The following is a 20867-nucleotide window of genomic DNA, read 5'->3' on the forward strand; positions in this document are numbered from 1 at the left end:
GTCCAGGCCGCCGCGGAGGACCGCGATGGTGGCCTGGACACATCCTTGGAGTCCCGTGCGGCCAGCCGCCCGTCTCCGGACGGCGCAGCGGCGCGAGGCTCACCGCACCGGGGCCGGTGTCCGGCCCTTTGCCACACTGACTGACAAGCGGGGCAGCGGCATCGACGAGGGCGTGTCCGGCGGATCGCGGCCGGGGTCGCGGGCGTGATCCGCCGGACAGGCATCAGCGGACCTGCCCGTAATAGACGCTCTTCGTCCAGATCTTCTCCAGCCGGACCACGGCACCAGTCCTCGGCGAGTGCCAGATCTTGCCCTTACCGGCGTAGATCCCCACGTGGTAGATACTGCGGCCGTAATGGAAGAAGACCAGGTCACCGCGTCGTCGTTGCGAGGCCCGGATATGGCGGGTCTTGTTGTACTGCTGCTGGGCCGTGCGCGGGAGCTTCTTGCCCGCCTTCTTGAACGAAAAGACGGTCAGACCCGAGCAGTCGAAGCGGTTGGGGCCGGTGGCCCCCCACCCGTACGGTGAGCCCTTCTTCGACGCGGCGACGTTGAGCGCCTTCATCGAGAGAGTGGCTGCCTGGGCCTGGGGCGTGGCGCCCGGGGCGAGCATGGTGCCGCCGACGGCGGCCAGTGTCAGAACCGAGGCCGTGCCGGCCCGGGCGAGCAGAGACGGGACATGAACCTGCGCAGTCATGCGCAACCCTTCGTCAGCCGCCTGTGAAGGATGACCTGTCGGGTTCGGGCTGGCGAAGTTGCCCGGCCGCCCAGGGCGTGTTTCGAAAGTAGCGTCGTCCGCCCCCGGCCAGACGGGACTTTCGGAACACGCCCTGGGCGGCTTCACCCCGAGGGTCGACCGGTGTTCCGGTCGACCCGTTGTGCTCGGGTCCTCCACTCCTGCCGATCCACTTCTGTCGACCAGGCATCCGGACGGCGGCAGGACTCGGCGTCCGCCCGGACCGCCCCGCCGCGGTGGCGGGGGCTTGTCGTCCCAGGGATCTTGACTCACCGAATGCCTGATTTCTGAGGGTAAACGGCGATATGCGAGGCTCCTGACGGCTGACCCGTTCGGGTGGGAATGGTGATTTCGAAAAGCCGTGCCGGTCGCTCGGACCGGTCTCGTACCAGGGGCGAAACGACGAATTCCGGTTCACTGTTCTCGCGGAAGAGTGCAAGTGGAGATGTCCCCCGCGAGGGGGAATTTCTACGCCGAACGAGCGAGGAATTTCGATTTGCCTGCCGGGCGTGTCGCGCAGGGGAGTTGAGCGAAGCCCGTCGGGATGAAGGCAGGGGGAGTTGGCGGACTCGGTCAGGGATGGAGGCGAAAAAGGCTGATCAACTCGCCTGAGGGGGAGGCAGGGTGAGGCGTCCGGCCCGCCGTTCCCCGTCCAGCACGCGCAGCGCACGCGCCAGGGTGGCGGCGTGGATCTGTGCTTCGCCGCGCTCATGCATCAACGCGAGTGCGTCCCGCAGCGCGCCCGCCCGTGAGGCCAGCGCCTGTGCGGCGCGCAGTGCGCCGTAGGTGTCGCTGCCGCGGGCCGGGTTGATCCGGCCCAGCTGGTCGAGGACTTCGAGGTAGCAGTCGATGAACTCCCCCTCGGCGCGCGTCAGCGCGGGCAGTGTCGGCAACTCTGGTGGCTGCACCGGGCGTTCACCTCGCGTTCTGCGGCGGGAGTGACGATTTCCGGTTCTCCATGATGTGGTCCACCAGACCGTACGCCTTGGCTCCCGCCGCGTCGAGAATAAGGTCGCGTTCGGTGTCGGTGGCGATCTGCTCGGCGCTGCGGCCCGTGTGACGGGCCAAGAGTGTGGTGATCATTTCGCGGACCCGTTCCAATTCCTGTGCCTCGATCTCCAGATCGGACGGCTGGCCCCGAACCGGCTCGGTGAGCTCGGGCTGCTGTACGACGACCCTGGCGCCGGGCAGCGCGTGCCGCCGGCCGGGAGCGCCCGCGGCGAGCAGTGCGGACGCGCAGGAACCGGCCTGGCCGAGGCAGTAGGTCTCAACCTCGCAGGTGAGGTACTGCATCGTGTCGTAGATCGCGGACATGGCACCGAACGAGCCGCCGGGGGAGTTGATGTAGAGCGAGATGGGCCGGTCCGGGGCGTCGTGTTCCAGGTACATGAACTGGGCGATCAGGTCGGTTGCCGCGGCGTCGTCGACCCGGGTGCCGAGGAAGACGATTCGTTCGGCGAGCAGCTTGGAGTACGGATCGAGGGTGCGGGTCCCGTTGGCCGTGCGCTCGGTGAACTCGGGCAGTACATAACGGGCGGTGGGACGCAACAGCATGGCGATGCCTTTCCTCCGGGTCTGCATGAGAGCCTGCACAAGGTTCTGTGAAAAATGTACAGGACGTACAGAAGGGGGGCGATGTGCATCGCCACGGGTGCTCGTATCTGGAGGCGCTCGGTGACCAGGTTTCCAGCCGGAGGCGTCGGCGAACACCGTGCACTCGGACGGATCGTCGGCGTCGATCCGTCCGGCTCCCGTGGGCGGCGGTCTCCGCGGTCCACGGGGAGCCGTGGGGGCCGTCGACAGTTCGGCGGCACGGCGGCCGTGCCCCCGCCGCGGAAGCCGTCGTGCCGGAACTCCTCTGTGCCGCCGGCCAGACCGCCGCCGCCCAGGCGGAAGCTGACCTTCTGTACGCCGTGTCCGGCGATCAGTAGGCCCCCTACGAGGCGGAGAATCAGTAGACCGGTATCCATGTCGGCTCCGCTCAGCCTGCCGCGCTCGGGTCGATCATGGAGTGGGCGTAGAACACGCCCAGGCCGTAGGCGCCGCCGTGCTCCTTGACTACGTCTGTCGTCGCGGCGTACGTCTCGGTGCGCGCCCAGTCGCGCTGGAGTTCCAACAGGACCTGGAGCCAGGTCACGGGCACAACGCCGGCCGTGGTCATCCGCTGCATGGCGTGCTCGTGGGCGGCCGGGGTGACTCCAGCGGAGGCGTCGGCGACGACGTAGACCTCGTAGCCCTGGTTGAGGGCGGAGGGGGCGGGCACGACCAGGCAGACCTCGGTCCACAGGCCGGACAGGATGATCTTGCTGCGTCCGGTGGCCTTCACGGCGTCGACCAGCGCTGGTTCCTCCCATGCGTTCATGCTGGTCCGGTCGACTATGTTCTGCTCGGGGAAGACCGCGCGCAGCTGCGGCAGGATCGGTCTGGAGAAGGACTCGGCGGCGACGGTGGACAGTACGACGGGCACGTCGAAGACCCTGGCGGCCTTGGCCAGTCCGACGGTGGCGTTGACGACGGCGACCCGGTCGGTGCTGCCGGCGCCGAAGAACATCTGCGGCTGGTGGTCGACGAACAGCATCATCGCGTTGTCGGGGGTGAGCAGGTCCGGGCTCGGAGCGGCCTGCACGGAGTCGACGTCGAGCACGAAGTCGGTCATCAAAGGTTCCTCTCGGTGATCAGTGGGATGGGACGGGGTGGAATGCCGCGAAGGCCGTGAAGGCTGCGGGGGAAGTGCTGTGGGGGTTCACGGTGTCGCGTCACAGCACGAAGCACGGGTCGGAAGCCGGCGTCGGCTCCGCGGGAGCCGACCCGCGGGCGACGCGCCAGTGACGGTGCTGCTCGGACTCGGCGACGGCCTCGGCCAGCAGATCGGCCTGGCGTGGTGGAGTTCAACGGCGAGGCCAACCACGTCCACCTCCTCGTGAACTTCCCGCCGAAGGTCGCCGTCTCGAAACTGGTGAACTCCCTCAAGGGCGTGTCCTCGCGCAAGCTCCGCCAGGAGTTCCCCGACCTCGTCCGCCACTACTGGCGCGCACAGCGCCTGTGGTCCGGCTCGTACTTCGCCGGGTCCGTCGGCGGCGCACTGCTCAGCATCGTCAAGCAGTACATCGAGCAGCAGAACCGGCCGCTCTGACTCTGGTCAGCGTGAACAGTGCGGATCCGTGCACACAGCCGAGGTCAGAGCAGGCCAAAGATTCGCTTCACCACCGGGCTGAAGCCCGGTGCACTGCGAATAGCCCCGGTAGCCGGACCGCCTGCTCGAACTCGTTCTCGTAGCCGGCAGCGAGCTCGGGCCGGGGCTCGGAGAAGTTCTCGAAGTCCGCGGCGGCCCAGGTCAGGTTCTCCGGCGCCGTTGAGCCGCAACCACTCGTCGCCGTCGCCCGGTCGTACGGTCTCGGTCCAGCGGCGCAGGTCCGCGAGTTCCTGGCCGGCGGTCTGCGGGAACAGGTGATAGCCGATCCGTACGCTGAGCTCGCCGGCCCGGGCCAGCTCGGTGACGGTGGCGTAGTTCTCCGGGAAGCTCTGGAACCCTCCCGCGGCGTCGACGCCCGAGGTCAGCCCGAAGCGGTTCAGCTCGCGCAGGAAGTGGCGGGTGGAGACCTTCTTGTCGGCCTCGTCGAGGGCGGGCGCCTTGGCGAGGGAGGAGTAGAGGATCAGCGCGCTGGGGGCGGCGAGAAGCATGCCGTGGGCTCGCCGGTCCGGTCGCGGACGATCTGCCCGCCCTTCGGGTCGGGGGTGTCCCGGGTGAACCCGCCGGCGTGCACGGCGGCCCGGTTGAGGATCGCGGACTGGTAGAGGTGCAGGACGAAGACCGGTGTGTCGGGCGCGGCGGCGGTGAGCTCCGCAGGGGTAGGCATCCGGCGTTCGGCGAACTGGTCCGCGGGCCGTGCTTCCGCCCTGTCGAGACCAGGAACTCCAGCCCCGGACGATGTCTCTGCTTCGTCCTCCAGGTGAATCCGCGGACCGGCTTCGACGACAGCACCGGCACCGAACCCAGGTCCCTGACCGGCCAGACGACCTCCGATCCGTTGATCTGCCAGACGGCCGTCCAGCGGCTCGCCCAGTTGTCCCGCATGACCAGCCGCGTACGGGTCTCATCCAGGCCCGCGTACGGCAAGATCAGCTCATCCAGGACACATACATCGGAACGGACCTGACCATCCACCTTCGGAATCACCGCACCAGATCACCAGCTCGCACAGCGGCCCCGTAGCAGATGATCACAACTGATCAGTCCTGCCCGACCGCGACGTGGCCGTCATCCTCAACAAGGAGCCACCTGGTCTTGACCCCCTGTTGACAGTGCCACCCGGGCTGGGATAGGAGCCGACCTGTCGCTGTCTCGGTATTGCGTAATCGGCTGGATTGCCGCGGACGTATCCGGCCTACGCCTGTCACCCGCCCCTGATGCGGGGGCGGGTGGCAGGCGTAGTAGACGTGCTGGTGATCAACAACGGGGTCGGGACGGCCACTCTGCACCAGGGCTACAACCGTGGCGTGAAGTCCATTCGAGTGGTGCCGGATCAGCGATTCCCCTGACGGATGGCTGGCGTCAGCCGATGAGCATCCGATCATTGAGGCCGGTTTCTTCGGGTGCTGGCCGGGCGCCCCGCTTCCTCAAGACCCCTGAAGGGTGCGCTACATGAGGCGTGCGGTGCAAGAGAACGGTCCGGCCGGACCGTGCTCGGATCGCGGGTCGGCGGAGTGCGTGGCACCGTGGCATCGAGATCGGAGAGCAGTCTTCATGTGGCCTCGAATTCAGCGGTCAGGATTGATGCCGTGCAGGGAATGCACTTCCGCAAAGGCGGCGCGTTGCTTGCCTCGACCGACTACACGTGAAATAAATTCGACGCTCCGTGTTCGGCGATTGGATAGGAAAGAATCGAAGGGAACATCTACATGGTGAATCGTGCTCTGAAGAAGGTGCTCATCACCGGAGCAGGTACTGGCTTTGGATATGAATCCGCCATGCGCTTGGCGGAAAAGGGCTTCGACGTGATCGCCGCGGTGGAGATTTACGCTCAAGTCCAGCCCCTGAAGCGGCAGGCGGCTGAGCGAGGGGTGAGCCTGCAGGTCGAGAAGCTTGATGTCACAAACGGCGGTGATCGTCGCAAGGCTCTCGACTGGAGTGCGGAGATCCTGGTGAATAACGCAGGAGTCGGCGAAGGTGGCTCCACAGTTGACATTCCCGCATCGAACATCCGTCACCAGTTCGAGGTCAACGTCACCGGCCCGCTGCTCCTCACTCAGGGAATCGCCAAGCAGATGGTCAAGCGCGGCGCCGGCAGAATCGTGTGGGTCTCATCTCGAGAGGGCCTGAACGTCAACCCCTTCACAGGTATCTACTCCGCTTCCAAGCATGCGGTCGAGGCGATCGCCGAAACCATGGCCTACGAGCTGCAGGAGCACAACATCGAGGTGGCCACCGTCAACCCGGGGCCGTTCCTGACCGGCTTCAACGACCGCATGTTCCAGACCTGGGAAAGCTGGGAGGACGACTCCTCGCAGCGGCTCTTCGACTACTCCAAGCTCGCCTTTCCCCGAGCGCAGTTCGATCCTGAAGCGGTCTATGCGACATTGACCGCTGTCGCGGCCGGAGAGGTCGACCGCTTCCGGAATCTGGAACCAGCATCGATGCTCGAAGAGACCAAGCAACTCCAGCAGGTCCCCTGGGAGCGCAAGGTTACGGATGGCCTCGGGACGCGGCATCAAGCCATCCAGCACTCCTACGAGATGCAGCCCGAGACCCTCGTCACAAGCTGATTCCGTGATCGCGAGCGTTCGTCCTGAGTGCTGGAGTCGTACGCAGCTGACGCGCGCCTCGTCATCACGCTTGTGCCCGGGCATAGCGCGAACTTTTCGCCTGCTCATACGCAGCAGCAGTCGTTGGACGGGGGGGAAGACAGTGGCGGCTCCCGATATTCAGAGGGAGCCCTGCGGAGCCCTGCCCGGGCTAGCGCACAGCGTCAATGCTCGAAACCTGCCGAAAGGGCATCCATGCCTGTCGAACCGACCGTCCTGCAGGATCGCTACCGAAACCGCGGCACCGCTTACACGCTGGAGGAGCGGGCGAAACTCGGGATCACCGGGCGGCTGCCGGCCGCCGTTGAGACCCTCGAGGGACAGGCCAACCGGGCCTACGCACAGCTCAAGCAGAAATCGTCCGATCTGCAGAAGTACATCTACCTCAATGAGATTCACGACCGGAACCAGGTGCTGTACTTCAAGCTGCTCGCCGACCACCTCGACGAGTTGCTGCCCGTTGTGTATGACCCAACCGTGGGTGACGCGATTCAGCAATGGTCCGTGGACTACCGCGACTCACGCGCGGTATACCTGTCAATTAACCGCCCCGAGGACGTGAAAGCATCATTCGAGTCGCTCGGCCTTGGTGCAGACGACGTCGATCTGATCGTTGTCTCCGATGCTCAGGAGATTTTGGGAATCGGGGACTGGGGCGTCAACGGGACCGACATCTCTATCGGTAAGCTCGCCGTCTATACGGCCGCAGCTGGCATCGACCCGAACCGGGTCATCGCCGTGAACCTTGATGTCGGGACAGACAACGAGCAGCTGCTCAACAGCCCGCCCTACCTGGGCAACCGGCATGCTCGGGTGACCGGTAAGCGGTACGACGACTTCATCGCCCTCTATCTCCAGACCGTGTCCGATTTGTTCCCGAACGCGCTGCTGCACTTCGAGGACTTCGGGCCGTCGAACGCCCGGCGGATCTTGGTGGAGAACGCGGACACGTACCGGATCTTCAATGACGACATGCAGGGCACCGGGGCGATCGTCATGGCGTCGGTGTTCTCCGCCCTGAAGGTCACAGGGGCACGCTGGTCCGAGCAGCGACTGGTGGTCTTCGGAGCGGGAACCGCTGGCACTGGCATGGCCGACCAGATCCACGCTGCGATGGTGCGTGACGGCGCCACCCCCGCACAGGCCAAGAGCAACATCTGGCTCATCGACGTCCATGGCCTCGTGACCGACGACATGGCGGACCTGCCTGACTACCAGCGGGCGTACGCGAGGCCGAAGTCCGAGGTGAGCGCGTGGGCGGACGGTGAGATCGAGCTATTGACCACCATCAAGCATGTCAAACCCACCATCCTCATCGGTACGTCGACCGTCCATAACGCCTTCACCGAGGACGTCGTGCGCGCGCTGGCCGAGGGAGTGGACCGTCCGGTCCTTCTGCCGCTGTCAAATCCGACGAGTCGCATCGAGGTCATGCCCTCTAACGCGATTACCTGGTCGGAGGGCAGAGCGCTGATGGCGGCGGGCATCCCGGTCGGACCGGTTGACTACAACGGCATCTCCTACGAGATCGGACAGGCCAACAACGCGCTCCTTTATCCCGGACTCGGCCTCGGCACGATCGTTTCGGGCGCACGTCACGTGACCGACGGCATGCTGCTCGCTGCTGCTGAAGCCGTGGCTGGGCAGGTCGATGTGTCCCATCCGGGGGCCTCACTCCTGCCGCCGGTTGCCAACCTGAGGGCGTCTTCGGCCACAGTCGCCGTCGCCGTCGCCCGCGCCGCTGCACAGGATGGAGTCGCGACGAAGACGCACGAAAACCTCATTCAAGCGGTGCAGGACGCGATGTGGCAGCCGGTCTATCCCACGAGCGATGTGGAGCACGCGAAGTGAGCCAGGGCGACCAGTCGGCCCCCGAGATGCAGGAAGTGCCGATCGGGATCCAGGCCGATGGACAGCGCGAAGAATTTGACAGCATGGGCACGGTCGAGGTGCCAGCGGACCGCTACTGGGGTGCGCAGACGCAGCGGTCGCTGATCCACTTCTCCATCGGTGGCGACCGGATGCCCAAGGAGGTCTACCACGCCTACGGCTACGTGAAGAAGGCGGCAGCGCTGGTGAACGCCGCCGCCAACCGGCTGCCCGAATGGAAGAATCAGGCGATCGTACGAGCCGCGGAGGAAGTCATCCAGGGCGAGCTCGACGAGCACTTTCCCCTCTTCGTCTGGCAGACGGGGTCAGGCACCCAAAGCAACATGAACGTCAACGAGGTCATCGCCAACCGTGCGTCGCAGTTGCTCGGCGGCACGCTCGGGAGTCAGAAGCCGGTCGGCCCAAACGACGACGTCAATATGGGGCAGTCCAGCAACGACAGCTTCCCGTCCGCGATGCACATCGCCGCGGTTCAGGAGATCGATGACCACCTGCTGCCCCAGGCCCGAGACCTCGCCGCGGTCCTCGAGGCAAAGGCCAAAGAGTGGAACACGGTCGTGAAGATCGGCCGCACGCACCTCGAAGACGCTGTCCCCCTTACCGTGGGACAAGAGTGGTCAGGTTATGCAGCTCAACTACGCGCCTGCATCGAGGAGATCGAGCATAACCGCAAGGGGCTGCTCGCGCTGGCCCTGGGCGGCACGGCTGTCGGAACCGGACTGAACGCGCCGAAGAACTTCAGCCGTGACGTCGCGGCGCAGATCGCCGAACTGACCGGCAAGCCGTTCGTTACCGCGGAAAACAAGTTCATGGCGCAGGGTTCGCTGGACCCCATGGTGCGGGCACACGGAACACTGCGCGGACTGGCCGTTGCCGTGATGAAGATCGCCAACGACATGCGATGGCTGGCCTCGGGCCCACGCACCGGCTTCGCTGAGCTACTGCTTCCCCAGAACGAACCCGGCTCCTCGATCATGCCCGGCAAAGTCAACCCGACCCAGTGCGAAGCCATCGTGATGATCGCGATCCAGGTGCTCGGCAACGACTCTGCAGTGGCCTTCGCCGGAAGTCAGGGAAACTTCGAACTGAACGCGATGCGTCCAGTGATCATCAACAATTTCTTGCACTCCGCACGCATCCTTGCCGACGGGATGGAGAAATTTCGGAAATTCTCCGTCGCCGGCACCGAGCTGAACCGGACAAAAATCGCGCAATACGTAAACGAGAGCCTAATACTGGTCACGGCGCTGAGCCCCGTCATCGGCTACCAGAACGCCGCGCACATCGCCGAGTCGGCGCTCGCCAACAACCAGACCCTCAAAGAGGCCGCCCTGGCAAGCGGTCACGTCGACGAAAGAACCTTCGACGCCGTTGTCGTTCCCGCCTCCATGGTCGGTGAGGGCGTTTCCGGAGCCTGATCTCCGGCCGCGGCGACGGCCCGTGCCAGAAGCCCGAGGCGGTGGGCACGTCGATACCCGGACCAACTCAGCTGCGGTGAGATGTCTGATCCGCCCGCTCCCAAAATGCCGCTCACCTGCTTCAGGGCCAGCGGCTCACCGTTCGCCACCGACTCTGAGGACAACACGAGGCTGGTGAAGGGTATTTTCCATCCCCGCAGTCAGGGCCCTGGGGAGACGCGAGGAAGGGGGAAATTCCGGTGCAGCCCGGCCGGATTTCCTCTCCTCGCGCACCTCTTTTCCCGGTACCTTTCCGGGGTGAAAACACTTCGGAAACTCGCCCTGTTCGCGACAGCCTGCCTGGCCGCCCCCTTCCTTACGTCGTCCCCGGCAGCCGCAGCCGACCGCGACTTCTGCGGGAAGACCGTCTCCGGCGCCATCCTCGACAAGTACATCGCGATGGGTGACGTGTCCTCGCCGCTGAAATGCCCGGTGACGGACGAGATGACCACTCCCGACGGGCGCGGCCGGTACACCCACTTCCAGGACGGCTCGATCTACTGGTCGGCGGCGACCGGTGCCCACCCGGTATGGGGGGCGGTGCGCGACAAGTGGCAGGCGATGGGCTGGGAGACGTCCGCGCTCGGCTACCCGAAGTCGGACGAGCTGAAGAACGCGGACGGCAAGGGGGTGCGCCAGGAGTTCGAGGGCGGCACCGTGTACTGGTCGGCGGCGACCGGCGCCCACCCGGTATGGGGGAAGATCGGCGCGACGTGGGGCGAGTACGGCTGGGAGAACAGCGCGTTCGGCTACCCGGCGTCCGACGAGACGGACGGTACCGGCTCGTGGACGGATGTCGACACCGGGCAGGTCCACACGTACCGGCTGGTGACGCAGAAGTTCGCCTCGGGTGCGACGCTGTTCTGGATTCCGGGCGGCGCGACGGAGGGCTGCGGCGGCGAGTGCACCGGCTACGAGGTGGAGGCACCGGGCAGCCTCGTCAAGCGGGTGCGAGTGAACCTGCCGACGGATTCGGACAAGTTCGTGCTGATGGTCTTCCCGACGGATGCCGGGTTCCGGGGCGGCATCGACAAGGCCGCCGACGGATGGCAGGAGGTGTGGACGAACACGCCGAATCCGCTGCGCCTGGACACGACCGACGAGGCGGAATCTCTGCGTGAGCAGTATGCGTGTCACGCCGCGTACGTGCGCCAGGAGTCCGACGGCAGCTGGAACACCGGCAATTCGTGGGATCTGGAGTCGGACAGGCCGAACGTGAGCTGGACGTACGCCACGGACGCCCTGTTTGTGGCGATCCACAAGTGCAACTGGACTTGATCAGGGGCTGAACGAAAACGCCAGGACAGGTGCAGGGAGGTCTGGTCGACGCGTGAGGCGAGGTGAACGGCACCCTTTCCGACAGCCCGCTGGAGGGGGCCTTTCCGTGCCCCAGGAGGAGGCGAAGGGAGGCTCGTCATGGGCGCCCGTTTTCACGCTCCGCGAGTGGCCGCTTACAGCTTTTTCGGAGACCGACGAAGACCCCCTCAAGGCCCCGGAAACGCACCTCTCCCACCTGCGGAATTTCACTGGTGTTACTGGTGTCGGTGCCACTGGTGTCACTGATGCCATTAACTTCGTTGCTTTCATGGTGCCAATGCGGTCACCCTTGAATCATCACGACCGCGCAGAAGCTCAAGCAGTTCAGCCTCCGCCTGAAGCCCGCCATCCAGGCAGGCGTGATGCGTGCTCATCCCGTGAGCCCGAGTTCGCGTAAGGCGTCGGCGGGGTGGTTGCGGTAGTGGTCGTGGGCGGCGGCGGCGTTGTTGGTCCATCCCGCGAGATGGGTGAGGCTGATCGCCAGGCTGCGGAAGGTGGCGAGCGCGCGGGGCAGACTGCTGGTGCGGGCCCGGCAGGCGTCCTCGCCGAAGGTCACGTCTCTGACAAAGTGCTGGGCCTCGATGGCCCATTGGCCGCGTAGGCAGCGGGCGAGGGTGGCCGCGTCGGCGGTCTGGGCGGGGGCGGTGGTGATGCCGAGTTCGGCGTCCGCGTGGATCTTCCCGCCGCCGCGGCCGGTGGTGTACCGCTCGACGAGCAGGGCTCGGGTGGCGTGCGGGAAGTTCACTTGTCCCGGGGCCAGAGGCTGGACGCGGGACGATGCGGATCTCGTGGCGGCCGCTGTTGGTCTCCTCGGCGCGGACCACGGTGATGTGCGGGTTGGTGTGCTCGCATGGATGGTCCCACCCGGCCCCCTGTCCGAGATCCGAGCACGCATCACGCCTGCAGTCAGGGCAGAGCCTTGATGAGCTCTTTGGCGAGTGGACCGGAGGAAGCGGGATTCTGCCCTGTGAAGAGGTTACGGTCGACGACCGTGTAGGACTTCCAGGCCGGCCCCCGCGAGTACTGGGTCGGCAGCTTCTTCAACTCGTCCTCCAACAGCCACTTTGCTTTGTCGGCGAAGCCGACGCCAGCCTCCTCTTCGTCGCAGAAACCCGTCAAGCGATAGTTCGCGAAGGGTGTGTGGCCGTTTGAATCACGGGTCGCGAGTAGAGCAGCCGGGGCGTGGCAGACGATGCCGAGTGGATTGCCGGAAGCCAGTGCCTCTCGCAGCAGCGCCCCGGAGTCGGGGTCGACCGAGAGGTCTTCCATCGGGCCGTGGCCTCCGGGATAGTAGACCCCCGCGTAGTCCTTGAGGTGCACTTCCTTAAGGGAGATGGGATGCCGGAGCTCATCCGCCGACTCGATGACGGCCTCCTGCCGGAGTGCGGTTTCCTCGCCGCCTGCCATGCGGGGCTGCAAGCTCATCGTGTCCACAACGGGAACGACGCCACCCGGAGTTGCCACTGTGACCTCGTATCCGGCGTCGATGAACACACTGTAAGGAGCCACGAACTCCTCGGCCCAGTACCCCGTGGGGTGTCGGTGCCCGTCCTTCAGCGTCCAGTAGCTCGCGCCGGTCAGCACGCAAAGGATCTTGGTCATACGACGCTCCTCTGGAAGACACTGCCCCTGGATAGGGGATAAGTAAGATTTTTAACCAGTGTGAGCGGGAATCCTGACATATGCAACCCGGTCGACATCGTGAAAACCCCGACTATTATTTCGTGCCACCTTTTAGAAATTACGCGACAGGAACACATGTGATTTTCGGCGATGAGTCGTCTCCGGTTCGGTAATTGAGTGATGCGGTGGTAGCCGAGCGTGGGCTGTCGACCTTCAGGACGTGTAAACCGATCTGGGTAATCACTTCTGCTAAGGGCTGTCCCGTAATCTCGATCTCGCATGAGGGTCCGTCAGCTTGCTGCCGGACCCGTCCTGCTCGTTCCGAGCGGAGATCTCTGCCTCCGGGCAGGCTGATGGCCCAGCTGTCGCGCCGGGTGGACGCCGGGTTCCGCAGCTCCGGGGTGTGCTGCTCGTAGGGGCGGGACGTTGCCGGTCAACCAGGGTTTGGGAGGGTACCGAGCCGGGCGAGCGCGCTGCTGATCACGTGGGCCCAGGGCCAGTGCTTCGCGAGGCGGAGGATGTGGCGACGGCCGGTGGTGACCAACTGGGCAGCGGCGGAGCAGGCGGCGGTGATTGCGCCGGTCCAGGGCCAGTGCTGGGTGAGGCGGAGAATCTTGCGCCGACCGGTGGTGACGAGTTGGGCGGCTGCGGAGATCTGGCGGAATCGCAGGCGGCGGGGTTCCCAGAGTCGGGCCTTGCCGGTCAGGGCGAGCATGGGTATCCAGGCCAGCAGGTCGAGGGCGATCTGGACGATCTCCAGCCAGACCTTGTTCTGGGCGGTGTGGTGCAGGGGCGCGTTGCGCAGGCCGGTGATCCGGGCGGCCCGGATCCGGTCCTTCGCCCGGGCCCGCAGCCGGTGGCGGAGCTCGGCGATAGGCCGGTCAGGGGTGTTGGTCGCGAAGCACGTGATCCGCATGCCGTCCGCGTCTGTGATCCTCAACTGGGCGCCAGGATGGGGCCGTTCCTTTTGGACTTTCAGTCGCAAGTGGGGACGGGCCGGGATTCCAGCCGCAGGACATCGGCGGGCTCGTCGGCCCTTACGGCCACTGAGCGCGCGCATGGAGCGAGGCATGTGTGACCTTCCGTCTCGCAGCGCCCGAGGAACTCGGTGGGCGCTGCGGACAAGAGCGATGCTGATACCGGCATCCTGCCTGTCGTCGAAGCGCCTGAACCACGCCGGTCAGCCACGGGCGAATTCGAGGAGGTCGGCATTGAACCGTTCCGCGAACTCGGGAACCATCGACAGACCGTGCGGAGCACCCGAGTAGACCTTGAAGGTTACGTCCTTGACGAGCTGTGACGATTTCTCCGCGGAGGCCACGATAGGGACGATCTGGTCGTCGTCGCCGTGAATGATCAGCGTGGGAATGTCGAACGTCTTCAGGTCCTCGGTGAGGTCGGTCTCCGAGAACGCCTTGACGCAGTCGTAGGCGGCCTTGATGCCGACCGTCATGCTCCAGAGCCAGAACTCGTCGCGGGTTCCCTGGGAGACGGTCGTTCCGTCGCGGTTGGCGCCGTAGAAGGGGGCACTGAGGTCCTTGTAGAACTGGGAACGGTCCGCCAGCACGCCTTTCCTGATCTCGTCGAAGACCTCGATCGGCAGCCCCTCCGGATTCGCATCCGTCTTGAGCATCAACGGGGGGATCGCACCCAGCAGGACCGCCTTGGCGACACGGCCCGTGCCGTGCCGGCCGATGTAGCGTGTGACCTCTCCGCCACCGGTCGAGTGACCGACCAGGATCATGTTGCGGAGGTCGAGGGCCTCGATGACGGAGGCGAGATCTTCGGCGTACGTGTCGAGGTCGTTCCCCTTCCAGGGCTGGCCCGAGCGTCCGCCCCCTCGCCGGTCGTGTGCCACGACCCGGAAGCCGTTGTTCGCCATCAGCATCAGCTGCGGATCCCACGCGTCCGCGATCAGCGGCCAGCCGTGGGAGAAGACCACCGGCTGACCCGATCCCCAGTCCTTGAAATAGATCTGCGTGCCGTCCTCGGCAGTGGCGAAGGCCATGATCGCCCCTCCAACACTTTTCCGGCAATTTCCGCTTCATGAGAATTCAGCACCCGGGCCGCAAGGAGAATGTCACGCCACGACCGGCAGCGGACGCAAAAGGCGACGAAGAGGCCGGCAGCGGAAGCGGCCGATGAGCACGTCGTGCCAACCACGCTACTCGCAAAGCCCCACTCCAGCGCGCCGGGCAGACCGCGGCGACCGGACAGGGAACGACGGGTGCGCAACAACGGTGTCAGCAAGCTCCGTACTCGGTCGGGCCCGCTCCCCGCTCCGGCTGGACGGACTGCTCTGGCTGCTGACCCGGACGCCACCACCATCACCACGGCGACATCGCCGGAGGCCCCGGACATCAACGACTTCCAGCCCGGCCGTTCACTCGTCAGCCGGACGAGAGCCTGCCGGCCTCGTTCGTGATCCCGATTTTCCGTAAACTCGGGAGCCGGTCGGCTTCCACCGCCCCGGGGACGATCAGCTCGGGTGCGAGTTCGGTGAGCGCGGCCACCGTCGGGCCGATGACCGGCTCGAAGGCGGGGCCGCTCAGGTGGAAGCCGCCGATGAGGGCCACCAGTTTGCTGACGCCGACGGCGACCTCCCGTTGCCGCCAATCCTGGCCCGCCGCTGCCTCCCATGCCACTCGACTTTGCGGCAAATCGTGATCATGCAGGTCAACGCCTTGCGTGATCCGACACGGCGGAGGGCGGGGTGCCGTCCTTGCTTCAGGAGATGACGCCGGGGTCGCCGCCTGCTCTCGTGCGGGGCTGCCAGCCACTCGCGCGCGGGTGGCGACTTCGGTCGCCCCGAGCGGAGCCTTTGCGTTCACTCACCCCGAAAACTCCCGGAGGATCAACTCGCCGGCAGGGAAGTCGGCCCGGAAGGCGTCGGAGTCAACGCGCGTGGTCGCGGTGGTCGTGCCCCGGGGAGCGTTGTGCCAGGGCTTGGGCGCGTGTGATGACCTCGTCCGTGGACACGGCGCTGAGGCCGGCGAGTACGTCCTCCAGGGCGCCCAGCCATAGTCGGTAGTAGTGGTATGGCTCGCCGTGCTCCCATGAGGCTGTCCAGGCGGTGATCCGGGCGATCAGCGCGGTCTGGAATTCCGGCCAGCTGAAGACGCCCGCCTCGTACAGGGTGACGGCCATGCCGAAGGCACGGCTTTCCCACGGCTCGGCGAACACCAGCTCACCGTTGGAGCGGGGAGGTGCTGCCGGGCCCTCGATGTCCAGTGGCGTGCTCACGGTGTCGCCACCTTGGCTACGCCGACCATCGCATCCCTGGTGATCAGTGGCACGAGTTCTTCTTCCGTGAGGTGCTCAGTGCCGGGTGGACGCTCGGGCAGTACGAGCCAGCGCACCTCGCTGGTGGAGTCCCGGACGATGATCTGCACATCGTCGTCGAGCGTGAGTCCCATCTCGGCCAGCACCGTGCGCGGCTCCCTGACCACGCGCGCGCGGTAGGCGGGGTCCTTGTACCAGCTCGGCGGCAGGCCGAGGACCGGCCACGGGTAGCACGAGCACAGCGTGCACACCACGACGTTGTGGGTGGTCGGGGTGTTCGCGACCACGACGATGTGCTCGCCCTGCTGTCCCGAGAAGCCGAGTTCCTTGATGGAGGCGGTGCCGTCCTCGAGCAGACGCCGCCGGTAGTCGGGGTCCGTCCACGCCCTGGCGACGACCTTGGCACCGTTGAGTGGACCCACGTTCGTCTCATAGCGGGTGATGATCGCGTCCATGGCCTTCGGGTCGATCAGGCCGCGCTCGGTGAGCAGTTGTTCGAGCGCCTCGGTGCGCAGCGCCACGGAAGGGCTCTCGTCAGAGCCGCCGGTGGTGGTCATGCGGTGGTCTCCAGATAGCTCTCGTACATGTCCACGGTGACGGTGAAGGGTTCGGCGTCGGCGCCCCATAGTTCGCGTGAGTCGAACCGCACCGAGTAGACGTGTTGGGGATTCTCGCCCATGAAGTGGGCATTGGTGTCCGGCAGCACATGGGCGGGCTGGATGATCTCGACGACTCCGCTGTGTCCCCGGACGTAGCGCGGCAGTCGAGTGTGCCCGGGCACGGAGATGTTCCTGGCGCATACACACTCGCCTACGTCGAAGGTTGGTGAGGTCTCCACGGACCGCAGTGAGCCTTCGGCGGTGGGTGTGTACCGAGGCAGGGCAGGTTCCGGGGCCGGTGGCTCCTCCACGTGTTCGCCGTGCAGGTTGCGGGCGCGGGCTTCGACCGCACCGGCCGCCAGGACGGAGTGTTCGGTGAGCATGAGTTCTCCGGCGTTGAGCCATCGCCCGTAGTAACCGTCGTCCAGGTAGGCGGCGCGGTCCAGGCGCTCCAATGCATGCCGGAAGGCATCCATGTTGACGCCGCCGCAGGCAACGCGGCTGGACAGGATCGCCAGCGCGAATGCCTTGCGCTGCCAGTCCTGCGCGAAGACGCGCTCCTCGCGATCCGGTGGATGAACGCGTCCCCAGCCCTGGGTGCCTCCCATGTCGGCAATTCCATCCATGACATGGCCTCTCATTTACAGCAAAAGCACACACATCCATCGTATTTGGCTGATGTCTGTGGCATCACGCCGTACGCCATACTGCAATCCGTTCACTGCGTTCAGTGACGAGCGGCTTGGCCCGGTCATTGGGCCCGACGCGGCCGGTACTCAGGCGGCGGGGGCCCGCCGCCCAGGGTCGGTTATGTCCTCGTGGCGCGGCAGCGGACGGTGGCGGCCCTTCCCGTGATCGTTCCGTGGGTCGGGCAGATCCGGGTCCCCGATGGGGCAAGGGGTGATACGGAAGGTGAGGGCCCGCTCTGTCGTGTCGACGGTGCGCGGGGAGAGTTTCGCCCAGGAGACCAGGTGCCCGGCGGTGGGGAAGACGCTCATGGCCAGGCCGATCTCGGCGAGGATCACCTGCGCGGTGTCTGGTCCGATGCCGGGGATGTCGTCGAGGCGTTCGGTGTCGGTGATCGGTTTTCCTCGAACCGGCCGGTCAACGATTCGGCCAGGGTGGCGTGGCTTGCCCTGATCGTGCCATGGGCCAGATCCGCGAGGGCTTTCGGGCTGCGCTCACCGGCGATCAGCACTTCGAGCATGGCGCGCCCCGAGACGCCGAAGGTGTCGGAGATCACGCTGGACAGCTTGATCTGGGCGTCTTCGAGGAGCTTCTCGGTGCGCTGCTTGTGGCGGGCGCGTTCGTGCGGCATGACTGCCCGGGCCCGGGTGAGGTCGCGCTACATAAGCTAGGGAGCATGGCCTACGAGATTCCGGTGACGCAAGCCCGAGCTGAGCTCGCCGAACTGATCAACCGCGTCGTCTACGGCGGCGAGCGAGTTGTCGTGACGCGGCACGGCAAGCCGCTCGTGGCGCTTGTTTCGGCCGCTGACCTGGAGCGACTCGAAAACGAAGAGGCGGCTGCCGAGGAGCAGGTGATCAGCTCGGTCTCCTCGATCGGCTCCTCCGCGTCCGCTCCCGGCGAACGGCGGCGCTTCGGCATCGCGGCGGAACACAGGGGGCACCGCGAGCCGGGCAGCTGAGCACCCCGCTGACGTCCCCTGACGCGGAAATGTCGTGCACACCCGCCCGTTGCGGCGCGGGCGCACGTCATGTTCGATCGGGGTCAGCCCACCAGGGTGTCGTCCTGCCAGGACCGGGAGCGGCCACCGAACCCGCCACGTACGACATCGGGTTGAGCGTGGGGGAGCGGGCCGAACTCCGCTGGCTGCCGGAGGCGCTCGTCTCGGCGCACGGTAGCGTCCTGCGCATGCCCACGCGGGTCGAACTCGCCCCGACCGCACGGGTCAGTACATCTGGTGCTGCGCGAGGAGCAGATCCTCGGCCGCCACGATGAGAGCACCGTCGCCCTCATCGGCCATCTCGATGTGCACCGCGCAGGCCGTCCGCTCATCGACCAGCAGTTGGCGTACGGGCCAGGAGCACCCTGCGGCCGGGACTGCGCGGCCGTTCTGGGCGGCAACCGGGCCATCGTCCAACTCCTCCTCGTACACACGTCATTCGACGACAAGCGCCTCCCGAGCGCACCTGCTGGGACCGACCGCCGTCCTCACGCCGCTCGTCGATCCGGCTGTGCTGGTGACGGCGGTCGCCCCTGACGCACGCCTGCTGCGCAGGTTCCTGGACGACGCACTGAGTGACGTGCTCGACACCTCGGCGAGGTGAAGACCGCTCAGCGGGACACGGATGTCCGGCTATCGATTCGGTAAAGAAGTGGGTGTGCTGCCTGTTCTCAGGAACTTCACAGACGACAGGATCCGCGGGAAATCCCGAATGAACTGTGCCGTCAGCGGCGGCACTTCAGACATGGGGGAGGTGCCACTTGAGACGAACAGCAGTGCTCGGCTCAGCCGGCGTCCTGATCGCGGGCACGCTCATAGCGGGCGCGGTGACCACACCGGCGGCCACCGCAGAAGACCGGTACCACCAAGGTTCCGAGGCGCGCGGCGTTCAGGTCGCCGTGGCACGGGCGGCCAGGGCCGGCGTCGACTGGAAGGAATGTCCGGCTGTGACTGGGGCATGCCCAAGCAGATCCGGTGCGGCTGGGTGACCGTGCCGCTCGACTACGCCAGGCCGGACGGCAAGCAGATCAAGCTCGCGTCGACCGGCACTTCACCACGGAGGACGAGCGTCAGGGCGCCCTGCTCTACAACCCGGGCGGCCCCGGCGGTTCGGGAATGGCGTTCCCGAAGCGCGCCATCAGCAGCGCCATCTGGGCGAACGTGGCGAAGGCCTACGACTTCGTCGGCTTCGACCCTCGGGGCGTCGGCCACTCCGCGCCGATCTCCTGCATCGACCCCCAGGAGTACGCCAAGGCCCCCAAGGCCGACCCCGTACCCGACTCCGGGGCCGACAAGCGCGCCCAGCGGAAGCTCGCGGCCGAGTACGCGGACGGCTGCGCCGAACGCAGCGGCGACATGCTGCCCCACATGACCACGCCGAACACGGCACGCGACCTGGATGTCATCCGCGCCGCCTTCGGTGAGAAGCAGCTCAACTTCCTGGGCGTCTCCTACGGCACCTATCTGGGCGCGGTCTACGCCACGCTCTTCCCGACCCACGTCCGCCGCATGGTCGTCGACAGTGTCATCAACCCGGCGAAGGACAACATCTGGTACCAGGGCAACCTCAACCAGGACATCGCCTTCCAGGGGCGCTGGGACGACTGGAAGGCATGGGTCGCCCAGAACGACTCCACCTACCACATCGGCGACATCCCCGAGAAGGTCGAGCAGGCGTGGCTGAAACACCCTGCCCCCGCGAAGAAGAACCCGATCGGTGGCGTCGTCGGCCCCGCCGAGCTCATCGGCTTCTTCCAGAGGGCGCCGTACTACGACTCCACCTGGGCGCTCGTAGCCCAGACTTGGAGCGACCACCTGGGCGGCGACACCCAGGCCCTGGTCGACGCCGCGGGGCCGGACATGTCGGACATCGCGGGGAACATCGCCTCGGAGAACGGCAATGCCGTGTACACGGCAGTCGAGTGCGCGGATGCCAAGTGGCCCACCAGCTGGCAGAAGTGGGACTGCGACAACACCCGGCTGCACGAGGACTACCCACGAAGCCGTAACGGTCACACTTCACGGGCACGGGCGGTCGGTGGTCCCCAACCACCGGCCGCCCGTTCTCGCGTACGGACTCCGCCTCACGCGTTCCGGTCGTACGCCTCCAGCCAGGTGTCCTCCGCCACGTAGTCGAAGAGCTTCTCCCCGAGTCTCAGGGCTCGCGCGTCGCGGCCATCCCCAGGGTGATCAGGCCGAGCACCACCCATCCGAACCAGAGCCAGCCGCTGCTCCCCAGCGCCGCCGTGTATGCGGAGACCGCCACCAGGGCCGCCACGGTGATCACTCCCATGGTCTTCGTGGATCCGGACATGCCAGCACCCTCCTCACCGGCCACGCGGCCGTGGATGCCATCGTCACCCTGGAGGTGTGCCCACCGCTACCGGGGCTATTCGCAGTGCACCGGGCTTCAGCCCGGTGGTGAAGTGAATCTTTGGCCTGCTCTGACCTCGGCTGTGTGCACGGATCCGCAC

General features: G+C 66.2%; 20 protein-coding genes and 6 pseudogenes. 9 read left to right on the forward strand and 17 right to left on the reverse strand.

The window, feature by feature from the left end; all coding sequences use genetic code 11:
• Positions 1 to 223 precede the first annotated feature (223 nt).
• The 5 genes and pseudogenes from ABT115_RS28305 to ABT115_RS28325 all read right to left on the reverse strand — a co-directional run bounded on the left by ABT115_RS28305 (position 224) and on the right by ABT115_RS28325 (position 3380).
• Complete coding sequence (locus tag ABT115_RS28305) at positions 224 to 697, reverse strand: C40 family peptidase (RefSeq protein WP_351795551.1); 474 nt, start codon at positions 695 to 697, stop codon at positions 224 to 226.
• Between the two features lie 638 nt (positions 698 to 1335).
• Positions 1336 to 1644, reverse strand: a complete 309-nt coding sequence (locus ABT115_RS28310) for a hypothetical protein (protein ID WP_351795554.1) — start codon at positions 1642 to 1644, stop codon at positions 1336 to 1338.
• A 7-nt stretch (positions 1645 to 1651) separates the two neighbouring features.
• Positions 1652 to 2287, reverse strand: a complete 636-nt coding sequence (locus ABT115_RS28315; RefSeq protein ID WP_351795593.1) for an ATP-dependent Clp protease proteolytic subunit — start codon at positions 2285 to 2287, stop codon at positions 1652 to 1654.
• Between the two features lie 260 nt (positions 2288 to 2547).
• Positions 2548 to 2706: pseudogene (locus tag ABT115_RS28320) on the reverse strand (DoxX protein); the annotation flags it as partial.
• A gap of 11 nt (positions 2707 to 2717) precedes the next feature.
• Entirely contained in the window at positions 2718 to 3380 is a 663-nt protein-coding gene (locus ABT115_RS28325) for a hydrolase (protein ID WP_351795595.1), read from the reverse strand.
• A gap of 240 nt (positions 3381 to 3620) precedes the next feature.
• On the opposite strand from ABT115_RS28325, the pseudogene tnpA reads away from it, so the two are divergent.
• Positions 3621 to 3869 (forward strand): annotated as a pseudogene (gene tnpA, locus ABT115_RS28330) (IS200/IS605 family transposase); the annotation flags it as partial.
• Positions 3870 to 3978: 109 nt separating this feature from the next.
• Here tnpA and ABT115_RS28335 read toward each other — a convergent pair.
• A pseudogene (locus tag ABT115_RS28335) lies at positions 3979 to 4617 on the reverse strand (amidohydrolase family protein); the annotation flags it as partial.
• A 69-nt stretch (positions 4618 to 4686) separates the two neighbouring features.
• Between ABT115_RS28335 and ABT115_RS28340 the strand changes: the two are divergent.
• From ABT115_RS28340 to ABT115_RS28360, 5 genes are all read left to right on the forward strand, one after another.
• A complete protein-coding gene (locus ABT115_RS28340) occupies positions 4687 to 4893 on the forward strand; it encodes a hypothetical protein (protein ID WP_351795598.1) in 207 nt (68 codons plus the stop codon).
• Positions 4894 to 5635: 742 nt separating this feature from the next.
• The gene (locus tag ABT115_RS28345) at positions 5636 to 6499 is read left to right on the forward strand and encodes an SDR family oxidoreductase (protein WP_351795557.1); all 864 of its coding nucleotides are present in this window, start codon (positions 5636 to 5638) and stop codon (positions 6497 to 6499) included.
• A gap of 234 nt (positions 6500 to 6733) precedes the next feature.
• Positions 6734 to 8389 carry an NAD-dependent malic enzyme gene (locus tag ABT115_RS28350; RefSeq protein ID WP_351795560.1) on the forward strand — a complete coding sequence of 552 codons (1656 nt, stop codon included), beginning with the start codon at positions 6734 to 6736 and terminating at the stop codon, positions 8387 to 8389.
• The gene (fumC, locus tag ABT115_RS28355) at positions 8386 to 9846 is read left to right on the forward strand and encodes a class II fumarate hydratase (RefSeq protein WP_351795562.1); all 1461 of its coding nucleotides are present in this window, start codon (positions 8386 to 8388) and stop codon (positions 9844 to 9846) included. The genes ABT115_RS28350 and fumC overlap by 4 nt, the downstream gene beginning before the upstream one ends.
• Before the next feature lie 297 nt (positions 9847 to 10143).
• Positions 10144 to 11163: a DUF2599 domain-containing protein gene (locus tag ABT115_RS28360; protein WP_351795564.1), complete on the forward strand. Its 1020-nt coding sequence runs from the start codon at positions 10144 to 10146 to the stop codon at positions 11161 to 11163.
• Between the two features lie 409 nt (positions 11164 to 11572).
• Here the strand turns inward: ABT115_RS28360 and ABT115_RS28365 are convergent, their stop codons facing one another.
• The 10 genes and pseudogenes from ABT115_RS28365 to ABT115_RS28410 all read right to left on the reverse strand — a co-directional run bounded on the left by ABT115_RS28365 (position 11573) and on the right by ABT115_RS28410 (position 18024).
• Positions 11573 to 11947: a hypothetical protein gene (locus ABT115_RS28365; protein ID WP_351795567.1), complete on the reverse strand. Its 375-nt coding sequence runs from the start codon at positions 11945 to 11947 to the stop codon at positions 11573 to 11575.
• 161 nt (positions 11948 to 12108) lie between these two features.
• On the reverse strand, positions 12109 to 12804 hold the full coding sequence (locus tag ABT115_RS28370; RefSeq protein WP_351795570.1) for a type 1 glutamine amidotransferase domain-containing protein: 696 nt from the start codon (positions 12802 to 12804) through the stop codon (positions 12109 to 12111).
• A gap of 550 nt (positions 12805 to 13354) precedes the next feature.
• Positions 13355 to 13810 (reverse strand): annotated as a pseudogene (locus ABT115_RS28375) (transposase); the annotation flags it as partial.
• Between the two features lie 195 nt (positions 13811 to 14005).
• Positions 14006 to 14833, reverse strand: coding sequence for an alpha/beta fold hydrolase (locus ABT115_RS28380; protein ID WP_351795572.1), 828 nt, complete (start codon positions 14831 to 14833; stop codon positions 14006 to 14008).
• A 382-nt stretch (positions 14834 to 15215) separates the two neighbouring features.
• Positions 15216 to 15485 carry a hypothetical protein gene (locus tag ABT115_RS28385; RefSeq protein WP_351795574.1) on the reverse strand — a complete coding sequence of 90 codons (270 nt, stop codon included), beginning with the start codon at positions 15483 to 15485 and terminating at the stop codon, positions 15216 to 15218.
• A gap of 235 nt (positions 15486 to 15720) precedes the next feature.
• Positions 15721 to 16068, reverse strand: a complete 348-nt coding sequence (locus ABT115_RS28390; protein WP_351795576.1) for a nitrile hydratase accessory protein — start codon at positions 16066 to 16068, stop codon at positions 15721 to 15723.
• Positions 16065 to 16664: a nitrile hydratase subunit alpha gene (nthA, locus tag ABT115_RS28395; RefSeq protein ID WP_351795579.1), complete on the reverse strand. Its 600-nt coding sequence runs from the start codon at positions 16662 to 16664 to the stop codon at positions 16065 to 16067. Before nthA ends, ABT115_RS28390 begins: the two co-directional genes overlap by 4 nt.
• On the reverse strand, positions 16661 to 17332 hold the full coding sequence (gene nthB / locus ABT115_RS28400; protein ID WP_351795582.1) for a nitrile hydratase subunit beta: 672 nt from the start codon (positions 17330 to 17332) through the stop codon (positions 16661 to 16663). The genes nthA and nthB overlap by 4 nt, the downstream gene beginning before the upstream one ends.
• 150 nt (positions 17333 to 17482) lie before the next feature.
• A complete protein-coding gene (locus ABT115_RS30965; protein ID WP_502969181.1) occupies positions 17483 to 17731 on the reverse strand; it encodes an IS110 family transposase in 249 nt (82 codons plus the stop codon).
• Positions 17728 to 18024 carry a hypothetical protein gene (locus ABT115_RS28410; RefSeq protein WP_351795585.1) on the reverse strand — a complete coding sequence of 99 codons (297 nt, stop codon included), beginning with the start codon at positions 18022 to 18024 and terminating at the stop codon, positions 17728 to 17730. The genes ABT115_RS30965 and ABT115_RS28410 overlap by 4 nt, the downstream gene beginning before the upstream one ends.
• A 45-nt stretch (positions 18025 to 18069) precedes the next feature.
• On the opposite strand from ABT115_RS28410, the gene ABT115_RS28415 reads away from it, so the two are divergent.
• From ABT115_RS28415 to ABT115_RS28425, 3 genes and pseudogenes are all read left to right on the forward strand, one after another.
• Positions 18070 to 18354, forward strand: coding sequence for a type II toxin-antitoxin system Phd/YefM family antitoxin (locus ABT115_RS28415; RefSeq protein WP_351795588.1), 285 nt, complete (start codon positions 18070 to 18072; stop codon positions 18352 to 18354).
• Positions 18345 to 18997 (forward strand): annotated as a pseudogene (locus ABT115_RS28420) (urease accessory protein UreD); the annotation flags it as partial. The gene ABT115_RS28415 and the pseudogene ABT115_RS28420, both read left to right, overlap by 10 nt.
• A 157-nt stretch (positions 18998 to 19154) precedes the next feature.
• Positions 19155 to 20391, forward strand: a pseudogene (locus tag ABT115_RS28425) (alpha/beta fold hydrolase); the annotation flags it as partial.
• A 157-nt stretch (positions 20392 to 20548) separates the two neighbouring features.
• On the opposite strand, the gene ABT115_RS28430 reads toward ABT115_RS28425, so the two are convergent.
• Positions 20549 to 20707 (reverse strand): hypothetical protein, encoded by a 159-nt coding sequence (locus ABT115_RS28430; RefSeq protein WP_351795590.1) that lies wholly within the window; start codon positions 20705 to 20707, stop codon positions 20549 to 20551.
• Between the last annotated feature and the right edge of the window lie 160 nt (positions 20708 to 20867).

The sequence above is a fragment of the Streptomyces sp. NPDC001832 genome, from assembly GCF_040297265.1.
Classification (GTDB): Bacteria; Actinomycetota; Actinomycetes; order Streptomycetales; family Streptomycetaceae; genus Streptomyces.